The 20,115-nt window shown below is 55.5% G+C and carries 16 protein-coding genes and 1 riboswitch; of the genes, 4 read left to right on the top strand and 12 right to left on the bottom strand.

All coding sequences use genetic code 11. From position 1 onward, the window contains the following. The first annotated feature begins 76 nt into the window (after positions 1-76). Entirely contained in the window at positions 77-268 is a 192-nt protein-coding gene (locus I5192_RS12860) for a hypothetical protein (RefSeq protein ID WP_170391782.1), read from the top strand. Between the two features lie 23 nt (positions 269-291). Further along, positions 292-2,187: a penicillin acylase family protein gene (locus I5192_RS12855; RefSeq protein ID WP_255611835.1), complete on the top strand. Its 1,896-nt coding sequence runs from the start codon at positions 292-294 to the stop codon at positions 2,185-2,187. A 193-nt stretch (positions 2,188-2,380) separates the two neighbouring features. Here I5192_RS12855 and I5192_RS12850 read toward each other — a convergent pair whose 3' ends face one another. Beyond that, entirely contained in the window at positions 2,381-4,723 is a 2,343-nt protein-coding gene (locus tag I5192_RS12850; RefSeq protein ID WP_223116992.1) for a cation-translocating P-type ATPase, read from the bottom strand. Between the two features lie 185 nt (positions 4,724-4,908). Between I5192_RS12850 and I5192_RS12845 the strand changes: the two genes are divergently transcribed. Then, the gene (locus tag I5192_RS12845) at positions 4,909-5,181 is read left to right on the top strand and encodes a hypothetical protein (protein WP_170392939.1); all 273 of its coding nucleotides are present in this window, start codon (positions 4,909-4,911) and stop codon (positions 5,179-5,181) included. 41 nt (positions 5,182-5,222) lie between these two features. Here the strand turns inward: I5192_RS12845 and I5192_RS12840 are convergent, their stop codons facing one another. Further along, positions 5,223-5,885, bottom strand: coding sequence for a L,D-transpeptidase (locus I5192_RS12840; protein WP_170565327.1), 663 nt, complete (start codon positions 5,883-5,885; stop codon positions 5,223-5,225). 215 nt (positions 5,886-6,100) lie between these two features. Then, positions 6,101-6,314, top strand: a riboswitch (cobalamin riboswitch). Between the two features lie 75 nt (positions 6,315-6,389). On the opposite strand from I5192_RS12840, the gene I5192_RS12835 reads away from it, so the two are divergent. Beyond that, complete coding sequence (locus I5192_RS12835; RefSeq protein ID WP_170392744.1) at positions 6,390-7,073, top strand: energy-coupling factor ABC transporter permease; 684 nt, start codon at positions 6,390-6,392, stop codon at positions 7,071-7,073. A gap of 105 nt (positions 7,074-7,178) precedes the next feature. Here the strand turns inward: I5192_RS12835 and I5192_RS12830 are convergent, their stop codons facing one another. The 10 genes from I5192_RS12830 to I5192_RS12785 form a co-directional block, all read right to left on the bottom strand. After that, positions 7,179-7,802 carry a transglutaminase-like cysteine peptidase gene (locus I5192_RS12830; RefSeq protein ID WP_255611833.1) on the bottom strand — a complete coding sequence of 208 codons (624 nt, stop codon included), beginning with the start codon at positions 7,800-7,802 and terminating at the stop codon, positions 7,179-7,181. 504 nt (positions 7,803-8,306) lie between these two features. Next, entirely contained in the window at positions 8,307-9,728 is a 1,422-nt protein-coding gene (locus I5192_RS12825) for an AMP-binding protein (RefSeq protein ID WP_223116991.1), read from the bottom strand. Then, complete coding sequence (locus I5192_RS12820; protein ID WP_223116990.1) at positions 9,721-10,566, bottom strand: hypothetical protein; 846 nt, start codon at positions 10,564-10,566, stop codon at positions 9,721-9,723. Before I5192_RS12820 ends, I5192_RS12825 begins: the two co-directional genes overlap by 8 nt. Continuing rightward, the gene (locus I5192_RS12815) at positions 10,563-11,894 is read right to left on the bottom strand and encodes a hypothetical protein (protein WP_223116989.1); all 1,332 of its coding nucleotides are present in this window, start codon (positions 11,892-11,894) and stop codon (positions 10,563-10,565) included. The genes I5192_RS12820 and I5192_RS12815 overlap by 4 nt, the downstream gene beginning before the upstream one ends. Beyond that, positions 11,891-12,991 (bottom strand): DUF3419 family protein, encoded by a 1,101-nt coding sequence (locus tag I5192_RS12810; protein ID WP_223116988.1) that lies wholly within the window; start codon positions 12,989-12,991, stop codon positions 11,891-11,893. The genes I5192_RS12815 and I5192_RS12810 overlap by 4 nt, the downstream gene beginning before the upstream one ends. After that, on the bottom strand, positions 12,984-15,440 hold the full coding sequence (locus I5192_RS12805) for a PEP/pyruvate-binding domain-containing protein (RefSeq protein WP_223116987.1): 2,457 nt from the start codon (positions 15,438-15,440) through the stop codon (positions 12,984-12,986). The genes I5192_RS12810 and I5192_RS12805 overlap by 8 nt, the downstream gene beginning before the upstream one ends. Then, a complete protein-coding gene (locus I5192_RS12800) occupies positions 15,437-16,348 on the bottom strand; it encodes a UbiA family prenyltransferase (protein WP_223116986.1) in 912 nt (303 codons plus the stop codon). The genes I5192_RS12805 and I5192_RS12800 overlap by 4 nt, the downstream gene beginning before the upstream one ends. Beyond that, entirely contained in the window at positions 16,345-17,583 is a 1,239-nt protein-coding gene (locus I5192_RS12795) for a hydroxymethylglutaryl-CoA reductase (RefSeq protein ID WP_255611830.1), read from the bottom strand. The genes I5192_RS12800 and I5192_RS12795 overlap by 4 nt, the downstream gene beginning before the upstream one ends. Positions 17,584-17,954: 371 nt before the next feature. After that, a complete protein-coding gene (locus tag I5192_RS12790; RefSeq protein WP_255611829.1) occupies positions 17,955-19,265 on the bottom strand; it encodes a sensor histidine kinase in 1,311 nt (436 codons plus the stop codon). A gap of 53 nt (positions 19,266-19,318) precedes the next feature. Next, the gene (locus tag I5192_RS12785; protein WP_170424968.1) at positions 19,319-19,987 is read right to left on the bottom strand and encodes a response regulator transcription factor; all 669 of its coding nucleotides are present in this window, start codon (positions 19,985-19,987) and stop codon (positions 19,319-19,321) included. Positions 19,988-20,115 lie beyond the last annotated feature (128 nt).

Raw genomic sequence — 20,115 nt, 5'->3', positions numbered from 1 at the left:
GAGTTCTTTCAGAACGCCTTCAGACGCGCGGCTATCAGTTTGACGGTTTGAACGCCTGAAGTGAACTGCACCGCAAATGAACAAAATCAGAGGATGTAAGATGATGGCAATCGCGGGTGCCTTGGTTGGCGCCGTTTGGGGTGGCGTTCTGGCAAAGCGCCGGAATGGCAACAGCCTTGATATTCTTCAGTATGCTGCAGGATACGCCATCGTTTGTGGCCTGATTGCGTTCTTTCTGTCGATCGCAGTTGTGCGTCTGATTTCCTAGGCTGATCCGAATGGTGGTTGAAATTGAAAGCGCTGCTCAGGATTGTGCTTGGGTTGGTTCTTGCAGCCCTGTTCATCGCTACCGTCTGTTTCGTCACGGCTACATATCTCATGCTGGCTTCTCTTCCGGACTATGAGGAAGATTTTAGGTTAGAGGGTTTGAAAGATTCTGTGGACGTCCTGAGGGACTCTATGGCGATCCCACATATCTCGGCTTCATCCCCGTCCGATGCCTATTTCGCACTTGGTTTCGTTCATGCGCAGGATAGATTGGGTCAGATGTTAAGGGAACGACGGTCCGCTTCGGGTAAAGTACCAGTTCCGCGATATCGCGATATAGATCCAGTTTTGTCTGAAATGCTGATTGCCTATGCAGCCGGTGTCAATGCCTGGATCGGGGAGGTGTCAAAAGGCCGGCGTGGCCGGGGGGCACCAGAACTGTTGTTGTACGATGAAAAGACAATCATGGCCTGGCGGCCAGAGGATAGTCTCAGAATAACTCAACAGTTCTTAGGCAATCTGCGGCAGGCCGAGAGTGGCGGCGCGTCAATTCCAGGCGACAGACCGAAAACACCCGGATTGCTCAAGAGCACGCCAAAAGCTCGGCTGGGTGCCTGGGCATTGACCAGTGAACGAACGGTTTCCAATTCCCCAATTCTCGCGATCGAGACTAGCGGGCCGCTTTCGCTCCCATCAACCTTGTACATGGCTGATCTTCAATTTCCCTCGGGGGCAGTAGCAGGGGCGACTTTGCCCGGCGTTCCGTTCGTTGTTCTGGGTCGTTCAAATGACGTTGCTTGGGCCTTGGACTCAAATGCCGGGCAACCTGAATTGCAAAACGGTACATCCGAACGGGTAGATAGCGATATCTTTTTGAGAACTCTTTACCGACTGACACAGGTAGTCACCGCAAAAGACGCCGTGAAGTTGATCTCTGAAATGCCTCTGTTCGGGTTGGAGACCGTCGTTATTGACAAAGAAGACGTCATGACCTGGCCGGGCATCTCCGATGAAGATGCAATCCTGCTTCGGCAGCAAAGGCTCAAAGAACTTGATGCGCGCCAACGCGTTTTTTCAGTTGATGGTGTTATGGCGGTACAACAAGATACCGTTAGTTCAGCAGCGCGTAGCTTGTTGCCTCTGATGGCAGCGGACTTGTGGCGTTCTGCACCCATGATCCCCGCAACCGACGACCCGCTCGATGGAATCCGACAGGATGCCTTGAACCGCTTGGCTGAATGGAACGGTGAAATGGATCGTTTTTCGCCGGAGCCATTGATATTCTGGGCATGGGCGCGTGCTTTGCAACGCCGATTTCTACAGGATGAATTTCCTGCGGCGCGTGATTTGTGGACCAATCCGAATCCATATTTTCTTGCCGCGGTTCTTTCAAATAGAGAAGAGGCCGCGATGTGGTGTGACAATCGCACCTCAACTCGTGTCGAAACCAGCGACGAGTGGATCGTTCTCGCACTCGACGATGCGCTCGTCTGGATAACCGAGCGCTACGGTCCCGACCTTTCTTCGTGGAGCTGGGGATCTGAACACGTTGTGAATCTGGATTGGTCTGCGGTTAGCCCAGCCGGATTCCTCAATGGGTTGTTATCTGTGCGGGAACCGAAGTCCGGAGGACCTTATTCATTGCTCTCGTCTCAATTCGGGATGTCTGACGAAAAACCGTTTGCAACAAATATCGGCACGAATTTTCAGGCCGTCATGTCTGTTTCAGAAGACAAAGGCTTCTTTTTCCTGACACCATCCGGGCAGTCGGGACACCCGCTTTCGCGGTTCTACAAGAACTTGTTTTCTTCATGGATGCGCGGTGATTACAGGATGATGGCAATGGATCTGGCAGTAGCAGAGGGTGGGGCAGTGGGGCGATCCAAACTAACCCCCCTCATTCAGGATGAAGTTGACTGATTAAAGTGCGGCTCCGGGAAGCCAGATCAGTGTCAATGTGCCCTCATCTTCAGGATGAAATGCCATACAAGATCCAAGACTGATTGATACATCGGGCACCACGCCACAGTGATAGATTGTGAAAATCGGCTGTGGGATGCTGATTTCAGTGGGCATCCCACAGCACACGCGATCTTAGGTGCCGCGCGCCTGATTACTGCCCATGCGCCAATTCAGCATTTTCACCTGGCGTTCCAACGGTTTCTGTTCCTGTTGAGTGTATGTTACCCTCCGAGGCTTTCAGAAGCCGCAAGGCGTTAGCCACGACCAGCAAGGACACTCCGACATCTGCGGCGATTGCACCCCACATTGATGCCAATCCAAAACCGGTAAGGGTCACAAACAGTGCTTTGGTCGCAAGTGAGAAGCCGATGTTCTGACGGATGATCGACATGGTTCGACGTGAATGATCGATCAGCCGGGGTACTTTGCCGATGTCATCAGTCATCAGAGCAATGTCTGCAGTCTCAATAGCAGCATCAGATCCAACTGCACCCATCGCAACTGCATAATGTGCCCGAGCCATCGCAGGCGCGTCGTTGACGCCATCGCCGATCATCGCAACCATCTCGTGCTGTTCTGCCAGTTCCTCAATCGCAGCGACTTTGTCCTCCGGCAGAAGTTGGGCCCGGACTTCGTCGATGCCGACTTCGGCTGCTACCGCTCTCGCTGTTTGTTCGTTGTCACCAGTCAGCATGATGATTGACTTCACGCCCTGCGCATGAAGCTGGGCTACGATGCTTCGGGCTTCGGGTCGAATGCGGTCCCGCAGCTCAAGCAAACCGGTTAACCCGTTCTCATCCCCGACAACAACAAGTGTGCTTCCCGCGCTTTCGATTTGGTTGCGCAACTCGGCAGGGATGGACGCGCCAAAGCCTTTCTCTACAGCGAAGCGGTCGGAGCCAAGCCAGATATCTCGACGCTCGGTACGGCCTTCCAGACCACGACCGGGAACGGTTCGGATGTCTTCAGCCGCCGATATCGAAATGTCGGTCTGTTCTGCCTTGGTCAAAATGGCGCGGGCCAGCGGGTGTGAAGACCGAACCTCAAGGCTTGCAGCGTTCGCCAACAGCTCTTGCTCGGATGCGCCGCCCAGCGGATAGACATTGGCCACTTCAGGCTCACCCATGGTGATCGTGCCGGTCTTGTCCATGGCCAGTGCGGTGGTACGCCCGGGGGCCTCGATATATGCGCCGCCCTTAATCAGAACCCCAGCCCGGGCCGAAGCGGTCAAAGCCGCAACGATTGAAACCGGTGTGGAAATGACGAGCGCACAGGGGCAGGCGATAACCAGCAGAACAAGTGCATTGTAAAACCAGAAGCCCCACGATGCGCCAAATACAAGCGGTGGGATCAGGGCGATGGCCACTGCGACGACCATAACGATGGGCGTATAAATCCGCGCAAATTTTGTAACCCACTGCTCAACCGGCGCACGGCGAGCATGAGCATCACCGACCATCCGGATGATCTTGGCAAGCACGGTGTCTGACGCTGTTTTCGTCGCACGTATTTTGAGGGTGCCTTCACCATTGATTGTGCCGGCATAGACCTCATCACCCAGCTCTTTGGGAATCAGCGCGCTTTCACCTGTGATTGGAGCCTGGTCAACGGCACCGGCCCCTTCGATGACTTCCCCGTCAAGTGGAATGCGATCCCCACCGCGAACGATGAAGCTGTCACCGACAAAGACATCCGCCGCCGGGACCGTTGCCTCAGAACCGTCAGCACGAACCAGCCGAACCGTCGGGGGGGCCAGATCAAGCAGCGCGGATACCGCGTTCCGAGCACGTCCGACACTCCAGCTTTCCAGATAAAGAGAGAGCGAGAAGAAAAATGCTACAGTTGCGGCTTCAAAAAACTCACCCAGAGCGATGGCACCAGCGACGGCAACAACCATCAAAAGGTTCATATCCGGCGAAAGTCGACGCGCCGAAGACCAGGCTTTAGGGGCCACCAGCCAGACGCCAAACAAGATCGCGACCGCGAACAAAGCTGCCTCGGGCAAAGGCATCGGAACCTCACCATGTCCCGAGAACAGCCCGAGCGCACCGCCCATGCCGGTTTCGAAAATGTGCCAGCCAAAACCTGCTGCCCAAAACCCTCCGCTAAGAGTGGTGAACCGCCGCTGACGTGCAATATGCGCCACCTGGTCCTGGGCGGCATTTCCGTCATCCCATGGTTTGGCGGTCATACCAGTACTCGCAACCAGCAGCATGACATCTTCGTCAGATAACTTGGAAGCACTTTCAAGAAGCGTCATCCGACCGTTGATCACATCAAATGCGAGATGCTCTTCACCACCTGCTTTCGGGCCGACGACACGGTTCAGGATCGCCACCTCTTCGGCGCAATCAAGGCCAGAGACCTGAAAGCTTCTACCACCTTCAGGAATTGGACCGGCGGGGGCGATGTCGCCACACCCGCCACTACCGCATGCGTGGTGACCATGTTTGTTTTCGTGGCCATGGTCGTGGCTATGGGTATCGGATGACATGATTGGACCTCAAGAATCTCTATGGTCCTTTGTAAATAGTTCCTACAGTAACTAGAGCTTCAATACCTTTTATATTTTTTCATCCGGGTTCTTTGCCTGCGATATTGTTAGTTCATTTCGTCTTGCGGGCCGGCCGTGTGGATGCAATCTAATTGCAGATGACGCAAAAAATTTGGAATAGATCAATGCAGAAACGGATCGCAATTACCATCACGTTAGTCTCGATTACGGCTGGTTGCTCAGCCCAGTTCACTGGGGCCAAAAGCAAAGCACTTGAACCAGGCAACGTGCCAGATTCGGTCGTAGCGCTGGCAGGGCCGGCGCAGGATTTGACCACAGCGCGCCTCCTGCCCGAAGACAATTGCTTTTGGTATGAGCACAGCGGACCCGTCGAGACGACATTGGTACCATTGCGCGCGACGAATGGCGCTCCGATCTGCATTGCGCGCGACGCCTGATCGAAATGAGGGCAGCGACGTCCATGTACGCTGCCCAATATTCATGAGCGGGCTGTGACGCTATCTTCGGCAGAGTATAGGAAAGCGGTCGAGCCGGTTTTCACGTTTGGGTAGAGGTCATTGATATGAGCCATGATCATTCGCACACATCCAGAACTTGCGCGACCGCCGATGCTTCTTGGCTCAGGCGTGCCGTGAATTCTGAGATATGTGTCTCGGTCTCCAACGTATAGATAAAGGGCACGAGAGCCGAGAGCATTATTCGGCCCGGGCTCCATGCCATTCCGGAATTCCGCGTATTCGGGGTTGCGCTCGATCATTGAAGCGGTTGGTGTCCAGTGTGGCCATTCGACCTTTCGGCGGATAACATAGGTGCCGGGCTCGTAAAGGTTCCCGCGCGCGATCGCTACGCCATAGCGCATTGCGGTCCCGCCTTCTTCGATATGATAGAGATAGCGCGCGACGGCATCCACATGGATGTCACCTGGAACCAAACCATCATTTGCCGCGACGCGTCTTGGTAAAAAACGGTCATGAACACCCCACGGATTTGAGGTCATTGGATCGTAACCAATTGGCGTGACCTGACTGTCCCAATAGGTCTTCTGCGATGCGGTTGGCCAGGTTTTGGCGATCAATGGACTGGCCGCAGACGCCGAGAACAGCGCTATGGTGGATTGAATGAAATGGCGCCTTGTAAGCATAGGTCTCGTCCTGGTTCACAAGTTTAACGTATTTGGATCGCACTATCGCGAATTAATCCGAATCTTAAAGCCTCTAGCAGCTAGAGCTTCAAGAGGTTTCAGGTAACGCTTGGTTTACCCTGTCGATCAAGTGACCGGTTGCGTGAATCCTGCTTCGGTCGAGTTTACATTGGAATAGGTCGCAAAGACAATTGACACAGGCGAAGCCGCCATTGTAGCGGTGAATTGTTTTCGGTTCCTGATGGCGGAAGCCAAAAGGATTAAAAGGGAATACGGTTCGGTGTTTTCAATGGCGCCAATTCCGTAACTGCCCCCGCAACTGTGAGCGGAGAGCGATGCCAAGACACCACTGGTTCGTAATGGAACCGGGAAGGTTGGCGGAGCGAGCACCCGCGAGTCAGGAGACCTGCCGTAAAGCGCCGGGCTATGCCCAGACTGAACCTGTCGGCCTTACGGTCGATTCAACCTGACAAGCCGCCGGGTGAGGCGGTAGGGAGAAAGAACATGCATATCGAACCGGGCATCGTGAATGGTGCCAAAATCGCGCTTTCCTATGTTACCGCCGCAGGTGCGGCTACTTACGCAGCGAAAGAAACGTTTTCCACATTGCGTGCGAATGGACCTGCATCTTTTGTTATGCGCTCGGTGCTCGCCACCGTTGGTGTTTTCCTTTTCTTCGAAGTCCTGCCGCATTTCCCGGTTGGTGTCTCTGAAGTCCACTTCATCCTGGGGTCGACGCTGTTTCTGCTTCTCGGTGCTGCACCCGCGGCTTTTGGATTGGCAGCTGGTCTCCTGATTCAGGGTGTGTTTTTTGCCCCGTTCGATCTTCCGCAGTACTTCATCAACCTGACCACTCTGCTGGTGCCGCTATTTGCGCTACAAGCACTGGCCAGCCGCATCATCGCACCCGGCACAGCATATGTTGACCTCAAATATGGCCAAGCTCTTGCCCTAAGTGCGACGTATCAGGGAGGAGTAGTCGCATGGGTTGGGTTCTGGGCCTTCTACGGCCAGGGTTTCGGCGCAGAAACCATGGCGTCGGTTCTGTCCTTTGGCGGTGCTTATATGCTGGTAATTGTCATTGAGCCGATTGCTGATCTGGCAGTGCTTGCGGCAGCCAAGGCGATGCGCGGTTTGAACAGTACAGGTCTGGTGACTCCGCGTTTGTACAACGCTGCGAAAGCTTGACCAAAGTTTGAAGCGGTGTCCTAAACTTGGGTTGCCGCGAAACAACCAGTAGACGCAGGACCAAAATTTTATTGTGGCGCGTCTCGAGGGCGCGCCACATTGTTTTTAGCCGCTAGAAACCTGTACCCAACGATCAGGGTGATTTGGGTCCTGTATTCGTAGGAAAAGATACCTCGTTTCCTTCCACGATTTGATCCTGTTGGTGACATTGTCCAGAATCAAATCGCCTTCACTCGAGCGATAAACTAAAACTGCATGGCCACTGCGATTGGTGTCTAAGACAGTTGCAATAAGTAGCTTCGTAGGATCCAAGCCGTTCTGCATTAGTTCAAACTTCTTTTGCAAAGCGAAATCTTCGCAATCCCCTGACCCCTGCATTGGTAGCGTCCAGTATTCCTTTGTCCCGTATTGGTTTTGATCCGAAACGGCGCGGATCCTCCGATTGACGCGCAAGTTAATCGCTTTAACGATCTGTTTCTCCTGCGCTTCTGGCAGACCAGAAGTACGAGTATTCGCGCACGCCCACGAATAATCTTTGCAGAGTGATTTGGCGCCCGATGGCGCCTGAACCTCTCTATCTAGTTTGATCCAGGGAAGCTCAGAAGCTTGCAATGAAGCGGCGGAGACAAGGTAGCTGCATATGATACAGGCCAACGATAGATAAACTGGTAACCGTTCCGAAAGTTTTTTCTGAGCGGAAGTAGGTTTTGTCATATCTGCTTTCCCCATACTCGTTTCTCCTGGGTATCTGAAGCTACCGAGCCAAGAGAACTCTATTTCAATCTTTTATGTTCATCGACGCATTACAACAGCTTATTCAATTTAAAATGCAGAGCAGCAAAGTTCGCGAGCGCGCAGTTATTAGTCGTGATTGTGTGCGTGAGCTTAATTGACATTCTTGCAGCAGCATAGAAGAAAGCCGGCTAGTAGTTCTGGGTTAGAAACGCTTGAGGTTTGGGACGGATTTGGATGACGCGTCAAGCCGAACATCTTTGTGCAATGACATGGGTATCAACCGTTCGCCGGGGCGCACCCTAACAGTGTATCTGCGATTATATGTTTCATGCGGCCAGATGTAACTGGCAATTGCAGATTTCCCCTGACCAAGGTGTGCAGGTTTTGATTGGAAATTCTAAAACAATGACTTCGTCGCTACACTCAGTCCTCTGTTAACGCGCACAGCGACGGGAGCGATGAGTTGGGCAGGCTCAGTGGCCTACGAGCCATATTGCGTCAGGTTTCTATTATGCGTGTAAGTTTCGTACGATCGACTTTGGAGGCATGACGCTTGTCCATAGGAATGTTCTTAATCGAAATCACATTTGGAACGTCAAAACCAAGCGCAGATTTAGTCCAATCGTCGATGTGATCCGCGGAACCTTGGACGCAAAGTGTGGGGCCTGCCTTGGTATTGACGAGCGCGCATCGATCTACACCTGGCCATCGCTGTGCCGCGACTTCGATAGCAAAGGGGAAGAGCGTACCTGAAAAGACTTCAATTTCGGACCCGACGCGCCCCCATAACCATAAACGCCCGTCATCATCCAGCGCGCCAGCGTCACCGGTCCGGTGCCAAATGACGTCACCTTCCTTGATTTTGTTGTTCTTTGAGTGGGTCGGGTTCAAATACCCGTCATTCACATGTGCGCCGGCGACCTGAATTTCATTGTCGCGGATGCGGAGCGTGATTTCGGGCACCGGGTATCCCACAAGAAGACCCCTTCCAACAGCCATGTCGCGGTGATCCTTCACCGTGATATTCGCGGCGTCAAGATGGGCAATCGGTTCAGCCTCGGTCGACCCGTAGACGCACACAACTGACAGGCTGTGCCGGGTTCTCAACGCCTCGACAAGACTCGGAAACACCGGACCGCCGCCGGTGAACACCGTGTGCAACGGACCGGTATCGTCGGATTGAACCAGTTTTTCACATAGCGATGGTGGGATGAGGGCCCGGGTGATCTGTTGCGTTTGAAGCCAGCTTTCCAACTGCACAGTCGACATGCGGTCCAGCTTGCTGAACCTCCAGTTGGGTAAAACACTTGTGCGCCCGGCCGCCAGATTGATCAGCGTGAACACCGGAAAGGCCACCAGATCGCGCTCGGCCTTGCGGCTGTCGAGGAGGGGTGCGATGGCATCGTGCTGCGCCATCAAAAACGCGTGCGAGCGCGGAATGGCCTTGGGCTGGCCAGTTGTACCAGAGGTAAAGGAAATAAGGGCGATATCGTCCGGTTGTACCTTTTGCGCCACCGGGTTACTGCGGCTTTTACCAGGCGTCAGCAGGGGCAGGGCCCAGAGATCCGGAACCAGAAACTTCAGCAAAGAATACGCACCCGCTGCACAGAACGCTTTTGGCTTCGTTGTTCGGGCGGCGTGGCGCAGACCGGCCAGCCCCAAGGCTGGCTCTGGTAAGACAACGGTTGCGCCAAGGGTCCAAAGCGCAGCCAGACTTGCATATAGGTCCGCGTTGACTGGCATGGCCAAAAGCACACGATCACCTGACCGGATACCCTTGTCCTGCCACCGACCTGCCAAGTGCTGAACGCGCGTGCGCAGGGTTTGAAAGGTGATCTCGCGGCCCTTGCCGTCCACTATGGCTGTCCGGTCAGGAACCCGTTTAACCGCCGTGGCGAATTGGGACAGCAGGTCAGCCATTCAGCTTCCGTCCAAGCAAAGTATAGCGCCGGAATATTGTCGCGCCTTCCGCTGCACTGCGCTCGGCGGAGGTGTTGTCATCATGGATCAGCGCATGAATGGCGGTTTCGTACCCCATCCTGAGCGCCGCCTTGTGAAACCGGTGAGCCAGATGCCGTCCGGCGCCCGGTTCGAGACTTGCATAGGTCTTGAGGATTGCGGATGCCGGATTGGGGCCTTCGGCATAATTGGGAATGCCAAACAGAAACCCTGCCAATGTCCCGTCATGGCGGCGCGCAAAAAGGATCAGATCGCGCTTCATCATCGGCACAACTGGCATATACATGGCCAGGAAATCTGCCTCGGATATCGGTTTGTAGAACGCGTTGCCGGAAAATGCGCGGGTTGACAGGTCGAAGACCTGACGAAACAGCGCCTCGGGGTCTGTTCCGTCCCACTCTTCCACCACGAACCCATCGCTTTCCGGCGGTGCTGACCCGGTTGCGGCTTGCAACGACACCCGGGCCGAAAAATACCGGCTGATCTCTGTAAATCCTGCCGACTGGAAAACCCCGGGCTCATGAAGTTTGTTGGTAGGCTCCATCAGGAACGGAGCGGACCCGTCGCTATCCGAGACGAACCGGTAACTGTGCCAGGTATCGCCTGACATCGGCCCGATGATGCGGTTGAGGCCGGCGTCTTTCACCCTCTCGATCCCTTTGCACAGGATTTCGGCACCGGCTTCAGGCGTTTTGCAGGAAAAATCGCCGAAGGTCGCGGCTCGCGCGCCGTCCCAGATCGGACCGTTCAGATAAACGGTCAGCTTTGCATCCGCCGTTCTGATGAACTCTTTGGTCATGAAAAAACTCCGGCAAAGAACCCAGCATTTAGCGATCCAGCAACGATCCAAACGTAGTAAAGCAACGGCGGCGCGAGGGCCAACAGCGTCAGCCTGAGCACCCTATCTTTTTCGAACCAATGTGGTCGGAGCAACGGCGCTGCGGCTGAACAAGCTAATGAGAACAGGGCCAGTACCGTCAGCGGTTCAGCCCAGTTCGACTGTTCAGAATTCTGGGAAACAGCCCAAGTTCGAATGAAATAAAGGACAGCCGCAGCAAGTGGTATAACAACAGGAATGGGACGCAGCGCCATAGCAGTGAGCCCCATAGCTAACCCCATCGCACTGAGCCCAAAAAAGGAAACTGCATCCCATCCCGTTGCATTTCCCACCGCAAGCCAACCAAATCCCAAAAGCCCCAAGGCGGCTATGATATCCAGATCGGGGTACTTACTGTCACAAGGAGAAGCGGTACGCGCCCAGCCATGTGCGGCAAGAACCATGATCGGCAGTACTGTGTTCTGCAGCTTTGCGGCGGCCAGCAGCAAAAAAACCGCGACAACATACACACGGGTCGCATGTTTGGTCAGGCCCAGTTTGGTTCCCACTACGCCGAAACTGGCAAGGGCGGCAAAGAACATGGCGGCCAACAGGGCGAGCTCTGCCAAAGAGCTGAAATAGTGGCCGTTTAGGAAAATCAACAAGCCAAGCGGCAGGAAAAGGTTGTCAAACCCGCGCCAGCTTTGTGCCTCGACCAATGTGCCAAAAGCCGCAACCATAAGGCACAACATCATGATGTTAGATGGCGGGAGTTTCGATAAGAACAAGAAGCAGATGATCGCAACCAATAGTGTTACGACAAAAAACACCACTGATCCTTCTAAGCTCTTATCGCCATCTTCTACCACGTAGCGTTTGGTTCCATACGTGGTCCCGGCAAGCGCAGCGGCTGCATCCGCGAGTGTCAGAACGGCGATTGGCAGTATGTAGAACAGCGTGTTTTCCCCGGCTAGCAGAAAGCAAAGCCCAACTGACAGGGCGAGCAGAAAGTCGCCGTAGGACGTACGATCCACACCATGCAAAGTTGCACCCAGACCCGACGAAAAACGAGGCAGGCGCAGCACCAGCATCACCAGGATTGTGGCCGCAATCAGCATGTAAACCGGCCAGCGATCGGGAAACAACCAGGGCAGCAGCAACGCAAAGAGGCCGGTGCTGACATGCATAAGCTTGCGCTGCACTTCGGGTTTCAGGCCCGCTGTAATAGCCAGATTGCGTATAATCATCATTACGCCGACCAGAGCCAGCACCGACCCCGCCGCCAGCAGAATCTGCCCAATAACAGTCACGGTTGAAACTCTTCGACGACGAAATCCGAATAGAAGAATGCCATGTCGCGGGCCTTCTGCTGTGTTTCGATGTCGGTCAGGGTTTCAACCTTGTTTCTGAATTCCGGCGGAACCCTCCGGGGTGCCATCATGTTCCAATAGACTAGTCGGGCATTTGGCTCTGCAGCGGTCAGGATCGACCCGTAAACCTGATGGAAGGTCTCGGGCGACATGTACTCGAAGATGTCGGACAGGTTGAATCCTCTGGCTTTTTCGTCGGTCGACACAAAAGCCTCAAGCGATCCAAGGCGGATGTCGAGACGATCCAACCGGGATCGGATTGTCTCATAATGCTCGGAACGCCACGCCATCGGCAGCGCGTCGCCATGATCGCCTTTGAGAATCCAGTGCAGATAGGGATTTTGCGAGGGATCGGTGGTGACTCCCGCATGACGGATGCGGCGGGCGACATGTTGGGCCGGGCTACCCTCGACATGATCGAAAAACGCACTGTCCCGGCCCATGCGACCCATGACGAGGCGAGAGAAGAAGATGTTCAGCAAAAGACGCCATCGCACCGTGTTGAACCGCGTGTCGAAGAATGTCAGTCGCTCTGCGGGCGAGCGGGGAACAAACACTGCGTCGATGGTTCGGCGTGAATGCACAAGAGGCAGTAGCCAAGTTCGAAAGATGCGAAAATAGCGCTCGAACTTGCCGACGCCACCGATGCCGTGTTTTTCGACTTCCGTGATCAGAGTCCGCCAGAAAGCGCGCGTTTCGGCATCTGTGGCTTCCAAAACCTGGTTCAGCAATGCGCCCCGTCGGCTACTTCGCCGCGAGCCGGTGAGTTCAATGAATTCGGGATGGGTCAGCACTTTGTAGGCCGCGATCCTAAGCTTAAGGCAGGCGATCTGGGCCGGTGAAAGATCCAGAACGACAATGCGCGCGGGATCGAGTGTTAGCATTGCCAGCGCATTATCCCCGGCAGAGCAGATGGAGACCAATGTCTTGCCCGCACAATCGCCCAGGGCGGAGGTAAGAACATCCGCGTCTTCCCACAGTTGGGCATAGCGGATATGGTCGAAATCCGCCTTTTTCTCAATCTCACTGCTATCCATCGCACCGCTCCACCGCGCCGCTTGCCCCGTCGACCCGGATCATCTCACCATCTTCGATCCAGTTGGTGGCGCCTTTCAGGCCAACCACGCAGGGGATACCTAGTTCGCGTGCGACAATCGCAGAATGTGACAACAGAGATCCCCGTTCGACGACGATGGCAGATGCGTTCGAGAATACGGCGATCCAGCCCGGATCGGTGTGGCGCGCCACGAGTATATCTCCGGGGTTTAAGGCCTCGGTGCGCGGGTCGCGGATCACGCGCGCGCGCGCCTTGATCTGACCTGCGGAACAGCCCGTGCCGTGCTTCATCCGAGCAGTGTCCGCCTCCGCTTCTGCGTTCTCGGACCAAACCGGGGCGATGGCGGGGCCACGGATTTCGATGCGTTGCGGCGGATCTGGGCGTCGGGACGAGGCTTCGTCTTCCAGTTTGCGCTGCGCAACGATGCCTTTCAGATCGGGTGACAGGCTATAACCTTCGACTGCTCCGAGAACTTCATGTGTTGTCAGGAAGAATACATCCTTTGGCGATGAAAGCAGGTCACGCGCAGCGAATTCGCGGCCGATGCCCAGAAACACGCGCCGCGCATAACCAAATATGCGCGTGCGTTCAAAGCGCAGGTTTTCTCGGTCGCGCACCCGCGCCTTGGTCCAGCCCAAAATCCATTTGGCGAAGTACCGTTTGAGTGGGTTTGACGGAAACAGAGCCTTCCAGTCCGGTTCATCGCCGTCCTGACGCCCGGAAGGTGGACGTTCAGCGCTGGCTGCAATGGCCAGCAACAGACTGGTCGGGTCATCGCGTAACGGTACGCTTTCCAGCTTGAGCTCTTCCGTACACCGGTCGCCGAACTTCTCAAGATACGCATCAACCTCGGCTGCGATTTGTCGGTGTCCTGACAAAACCGACAGATTTGCATTGGCCTTCAAAGGAGCGGCAAGCCCTGCCTGCCGAACCAACTCTCCCATCCGGGCGATGCGTTGCGCGGGTTCCGCCGAAACGATATCACCTTGCCCGATCATGAGGTCGTTGTGCAGGCTCAACCCGGCCTCGCCCAGCCACTTTTGCAGCAGGTTGCGCGAGCCGCCAAAGGCAATCATGCACAGGAAATCGTTGATCAGCGGGGCATCCCACCGATCCAGCAGAGTGCTTTCAATGCGCCGGTATTCCGCAGCCAGTTGGGTCGCGTTAGAGGCATCCACGTTCAGCCCCGTCTGTAATATGTCGTTCAGCCTGCGGTAAAAATCACGCCGGGTCTGCGATAGGCGGATGGCCTGCCAGATCAGGCCGCCCGCAACCTTGGCCAGTTTCGCGTACTCCACGATCTTGCGCCAGCCGGTGGTGGGGGGTGGGGCAAGAGCATCCGTGACCTCACGCGGCATCGGTTCAGAAACGCCCATCATCGTTTCCATATAGTCGCGGTTCAGTGAAAACCCGGGCAACAGTGCCAGCGCGCGATACCAGTTGATCAGATTGTAATAGGCGCGCCCGTCCACCCGCCCCAGTAAATTGTCAAACACAGTGGGGTTCAGCGCGACCGTGTACCGGGACACGCCCAGCAGCCTAACGAAAGCTCGATATACCTGAGAATACACGTGCAGGGCAAAGGAATAAGTCAGCGGACTGACGATGCCCGGATAGCTTTCGACGATATTGGAATTGTCGAAAATGGTAAGCGTCTGATCTTCGAGCGGGGCAGGGCGCAGGGCCGTGGTGATCGGGCGGGCCTGCAGAATATGCAGCCCTTGCGCATCAATGGCCCATTCGATGTCCTGAGGAGAACCGAATAACGCCTCGGCCTTTCGGGCGAGGGCCGCGATGGATCGCGCCTCCGTGACGGTCAAATGTGCAGGGGCGTCAGGAGCGCTTTCCGGTACGCCATCTGCATCGATGACCCAGTCTTCTCCGTCCGCTTTCCCCGACACAAGCTGCTCTGCAAGCCCGTCAATCGCTGAGATCACGACCACATCGCGCCGGCCACTGACCGGATCGGCGGAAAAGGCTACCCCGGCCGCTTTGGCATCGATCATGCGTTGCACGATGATTGCGGGGGCCTCGGCCTCGCCACCGGATTTGACCGCGCGGTAGGTTTCGACCGTTGATGAGAAACCGGATTGCCAAACCTGCTTGGCCGCCGCGATCACACTCTTGCCGGGAACATTCAGGACCGTTGCGAACTGTCCTGCATGGCTGTGGTCCACGCCATCTTCGGACTGGCCAGAACTGCGTACCGCGTAAGGCCCGGACCCGAGTGTTTCGAGCGCGGTGGACACAGCCAGTCGCAGGCCTTTTTGCGCGATCGGGCCCGATTGCCCCATACGAAACGCGTCATTTGTGATGACAAAGAATGCGGGCGGGGAAAACCCGTGCTGTGTCAGATGCGACAGGGCTGCCGCTTTGCCTCCAACCACAGAGATGTCATTGGCATCCATTTGGTCGACGATGAAAGTCATGCTACGGCTCCGATCAGGTAGGGTAGGAAACCAGCCGTGGCATAGCAGAAAAATACCCACAGACCGGAAACAGTGTCCATCCTGTTCTGTGCTTTCTCAGTGGGTGTCTGACTGTAGTGGAATACAGCAACCCCGCAGGGAACCAGCGCTAGTGCGCCGATCAGGGCGCTTGGCCAGCCAACTCCGGTGGCGCGTCCTGTGCCGACGAGAAGCGCGTAGGATAGCAGAACGCAGCCGATCCAGATAAGTCCTGCTAGGCGCGGACCCCATAGGGAGGAATAGGTGTCGACCCCTTCAATCTCGTTTTCGGGCGCCCACAATTTCCGCCCGATCTCAAGGACGCAGCCATTCACAAAGGACAACGCCAGGAACAGCCATAGTGAGGGTGCCGCGCCGCCTGCCGGCAGCCATTCGAGGCCAGTCAGCAATAGATCGATCAAGGGCATGATTGCCATATGGCTGAGCAGGTACAAAACCGGCCGGGCCTTCAGCCAGGCCGGGACACCGAATTCAATTGTCATCGCAGCGAGCCAGATCCAAACCGTGCCCAACAGCCACAAAACCGACGGGTGCCAGAACCAGGCAGCCGCAAGTGCAATTGGAATGGTCAGTAAGCCCAAGCTCAAAACTTCGCCTGGTGAGACCAATCCGCGTGGGATCGGCCTGTCGGGCCGGTAACGTCGATCATCCTCGGCGTCCTTGAACTCGTCACAGACCCGCATCTGGAAGAACAGCGCCATGGCCAGCACAAAACCGGCGGCAAAGGCGGGCCACTCGGGCAAGGGGCGATCTGCCAGACGGGCAGACACACAAATGCTGGCCGAGGAAAACACCAGCAGCAGGGGGACGGTTTTCTTAAGCGGAAAGCGCTCGGATTGGTAAATCCAAAATCGGTTCTGAAAGCTCATCTGTGGCGGGCCAGACTTTCATGGGCGCGGGTGAAATGACCGGCAGCAATCGCGGCGACAATGGAGATTTCGCCGCATAAACACGTGGCCGCAGCAACTTCGGCCAAAGCCGTGCCACACCCGCTGCCCCGTAGACCGAGTATGTTCAGCGCTGCTGCCTGGCTTGGCAAACCGGTTCCGCCGCCGACCGAGCCGACAAGGATGTTCGGAAGCGTGACCGAGCAGAATAGATTGCCGCCCCTAGGTTCCATACGCGTGACGCCCATTGCACTTTCGGCAACGCAGGCCGCGTCTTGTCCGGTTGCGATATAGAACGCAGCCAGCCCGTTGGCATAATGCGCCTGTGCGCCAAACTGGCCAGACAAATGTGCGCCCAGATTGGCGACACGGCCATAGTCCAGCATCGCCTCGACCGTCGTTCCCAGTGTCTTTTCGACAATCTCAGCCGGAAGCGTAACCGAGGCGCTGACTTTCCGCCCGCGCCCCGTCACCAACCCCAGCGCCGAGGCCTTCTTGTCGCCCGAGAAATTACCTTCGACATACCAGTTCTCAATCGCAACAGGACAGCTATCCGTGATTGCGTGGCAAAGGGCGTCGGTGGCGATGGTCACCATGTTCTGACCTGCAGCATCACCAGTGGTATAGCGGCAAATCAGGAAAACGACGTTGGTGTCAATGAATGGCTCCAGCGATACAAGCTTGCCATGACGGGTCGTCGCTTCGGCCGCAGATTTGAGCCTGTCAACATTGGTCACCACCCAATCCACAAATTGCCCCGCTCTTAGCAGGCTATCGAACACAAAGGCCGGGGTCCGCAGCACGCCTTCGTATAAAACAGCGGTACTGATACCGCCCGACCGAGTGGCGGCGTAGGCGCCCCGGGCATAAGATGCGACCAGCGCTGCCTCGGTTGTTGCGAGGGGGACATGAAAGTCGCCGTTGGCGTTCATTCCGTTCAGGCGTAAGGGGCCAATAACCCCGACTGGAAGCTTAACCGTCCCGATGAAATTCTCGATATTGGCGCCATAGGTTTCGGCATCTTCGATAGCCGCCAAATCTGCAATTTGTGCCTGATCCTTGTCGCTGGCCGTTGGTTTCAACTTTTCCCAGAATCGTGCGACCATCTCCTTGGTCGGCTTGCGAGATGGGCGTAAGGTTGAAAACTCTGCATCGCTTGGCGCCATCTGCTGAGGTATCTGGTCAGCATCAAATCGTGCTTTTATGCGTTGAAGCATTTCCCGGACATGAAACGGAATTACCAATAGCGCGCTCCAATAGATTTTCTGTGCAACGCTGTTGCAACCAAAAACCGCTGCGAGGCAAGTTATCAGTCGTTTGATCGAAATCCAGTCAAATGTTCATCGATCAAGTGTTTGATCCCAAAGGGTCTCGCATTTGTCGCAGTTGAAAGTACCGGTAGGCCTGATGACGATGATCTTGGCACGACACGCATCGTCAAAGCGGGCCCCCAACTCACGCTGGGCCGGCTCGTTTAGTAAACATCTCAGGCGCAGCAAAAAAGGGCGCGGAAAGCCTACATTCGCAGCAATTTTAAATAATGTACTTCATTCCTGATAGGTGCCGGATTTGTCAAAAACGAAACAATTCAAAGGATTATCGGAAGCTCAAGCGTAACGCTCGCTCCTCTTTCGACTTGGTTGATTAAGACTGATCCGTCGTGGCGCTGCGCCACCGCAGAGACGATTGACAAACCCAGGCCACTGCCTTCGGAATATTCCAACTGGGAGAACCGACTAAATGCAGCTTCGCTTTGGTCGGGCGAAAGGCCAGCGCCGTCATCAGCGACAGTAAGCCTAACGTTTCCGCCGTCAGAACGCAGGACGACTGAAATGCGGCTCAGTTTAGCGCCACCGTGCTTAACAGCATTGTCTAACAGGTTCTTTAGAGCTTCAGTTAGAAACACCTGATCACCTGATACTATGACCGCCGTCTCGGGCATCGTGACATCAAACTCGATGCCTTTTGCAAGAATGTGAACTCCCATTTCTGCGCAGGCTTCTTCGACAACCGAGCGGAAATCAATTTCAACCATTTGATCTTGGTGCGTCGGTTGCCTGAGCCGTTCAAGTGATAGCAGTTGTTCAGCGACTGTTGCTGAGTTCTTTGCCGCTGCGACAAGCTCGATGATGCGTTTATCGCGGTCTTCATCGGTTTTCGCATCTCGAAGCGCTTCGGCCATCGACTGAACGGCGGCCGCAGGGTTCCGTAGCTGATGTGCGGCTTCGGATATGAACACCTGATGGGCATTGATACTTTTTTCCACCTGTCCAAAGAGTCGGTTCAAGGTTTTGACGACACCTTGAACTTCGACCGGTACAGGGCGTTTGATCTCACTCAGGTCATCTGGGGAGCGCAGGTCGATTGCGTCCTGTAAATCCAGGAGGGGCCGCAGGCCGCGAGCAACTCCGAACCATACCACAAATGCCAGAGTGGCAAGTAGGATTCCCATGAGAATTCCTGCGCGGATTGACAGCTCATTTGCAAACGCGTTGCGATCCGCCATACGTTGCCAAACTGTGACCGTCGCATCTCCTATCAAATTTTCTATGGTCACACGTTCTGTCAGCTTAAGAACTCGCACCGGCTCGTCGCGATAGGGTGCTTCGAAAAACTGCGGCCTGTTCGCCTCTTGAGCAGACGGGTTCGCGGGTGCCGGAGGGTATGCATAGCCGGTCACGTAGATGCCACCCGGGCCCGTAACATGATAAAAGATCTCTCCGCCCGACGCGTCGCGGATCAAGCTGCGCGTGGTGGGCGAAAGTGCGTCACCTCCTGAAATCGCGACATCTCGTGAAATTGCAAGACCGGCAGATAGCAGGCTGTCGTCAAACAGCTCCTGAGCCGTTTCCTGGGCAATCATGAAGCGCCAAAGCCCAAGAAGGATCGCAAGCAACACCAAGGGCGTCAGGATAAGAATGAAGAGTCGTAGCCTGAGGGAGCCGTGCCTGATCACTTCTGCACCTCAAGAAGGTACCCCAGACCGCGCGCTGTCTTGATCTTAATGCCGAGATTCTGAAGGCGTTTTCGTAACCGCGACACATGAGGTTCAACAGCTGAGTCATCGACATCGGCCCCAACGCCATAGACATAATCTGTGAGTTGGCTTTTAGGAACAATTCTGCCCCGACGCTCCAACAGGCATTCAAGCACCGCTATTTCCCGCCGTGGTATATCCATGACTTCGCCCTGAACACTAACCTGACGCGATGCGCGGTCGAATTCGAGGCTACCGATGCTCTCCCGCGCTCCGTAGTCAAGTTCTTTGCGCCGAGAAAGCGCTCGGACGCGTGCTTCTAACTCGTCCATTTCGAAGGGTTTGACCAGATAGTCATCTGCGCCCATATCCAAACCGGTCACCCGGTCGCTTGTTTCGGTGCGCGCTGTTAGCAGGATCACGGGCGCACTGTCACCACGTTCGCGAAGCGACCTCAGGATGTCCAACCCTGACCGGCCGGGTAGGTTGATATCCAAAACGATCAAATCCGCGCCTTCTTGTTGAAGGTAAAGGTCAGCCGCATCTCCGTCAGTCAGTATATCTGCCGCATGACCTCGGTCACGAAGGCGATAAGCAATGGCATTGGCGAGTGGCTCATTGTCCTCGACTATGACGATCCGCATCGGGTCTCCCGCAAGTTTCGCGCAAGGTTGGCGCTCCATGATTGCCAGATGGGAGGGGGAATCAACCCCACAGTTCTATTTGCGATCACGGTAGCGCCGGGGGCGATGACGTGATTGTCTGGTCAACA

The sequence above is a fragment of the Ruegeria sp. SCSIO 43209 genome (assembly GCF_019904295.1).
In the GTDB taxonomy this organism is placed as follows: domain Bacteria; phylum Pseudomonadota; class Alphaproteobacteria; order Rhodobacterales; family Rhodobacteraceae; genus Ruegeria.
The sequence above is the reverse complement of the archived record's forward strand: the minus strand, read 5'-3'. Positions and strand labels throughout refer to the sequence as shown.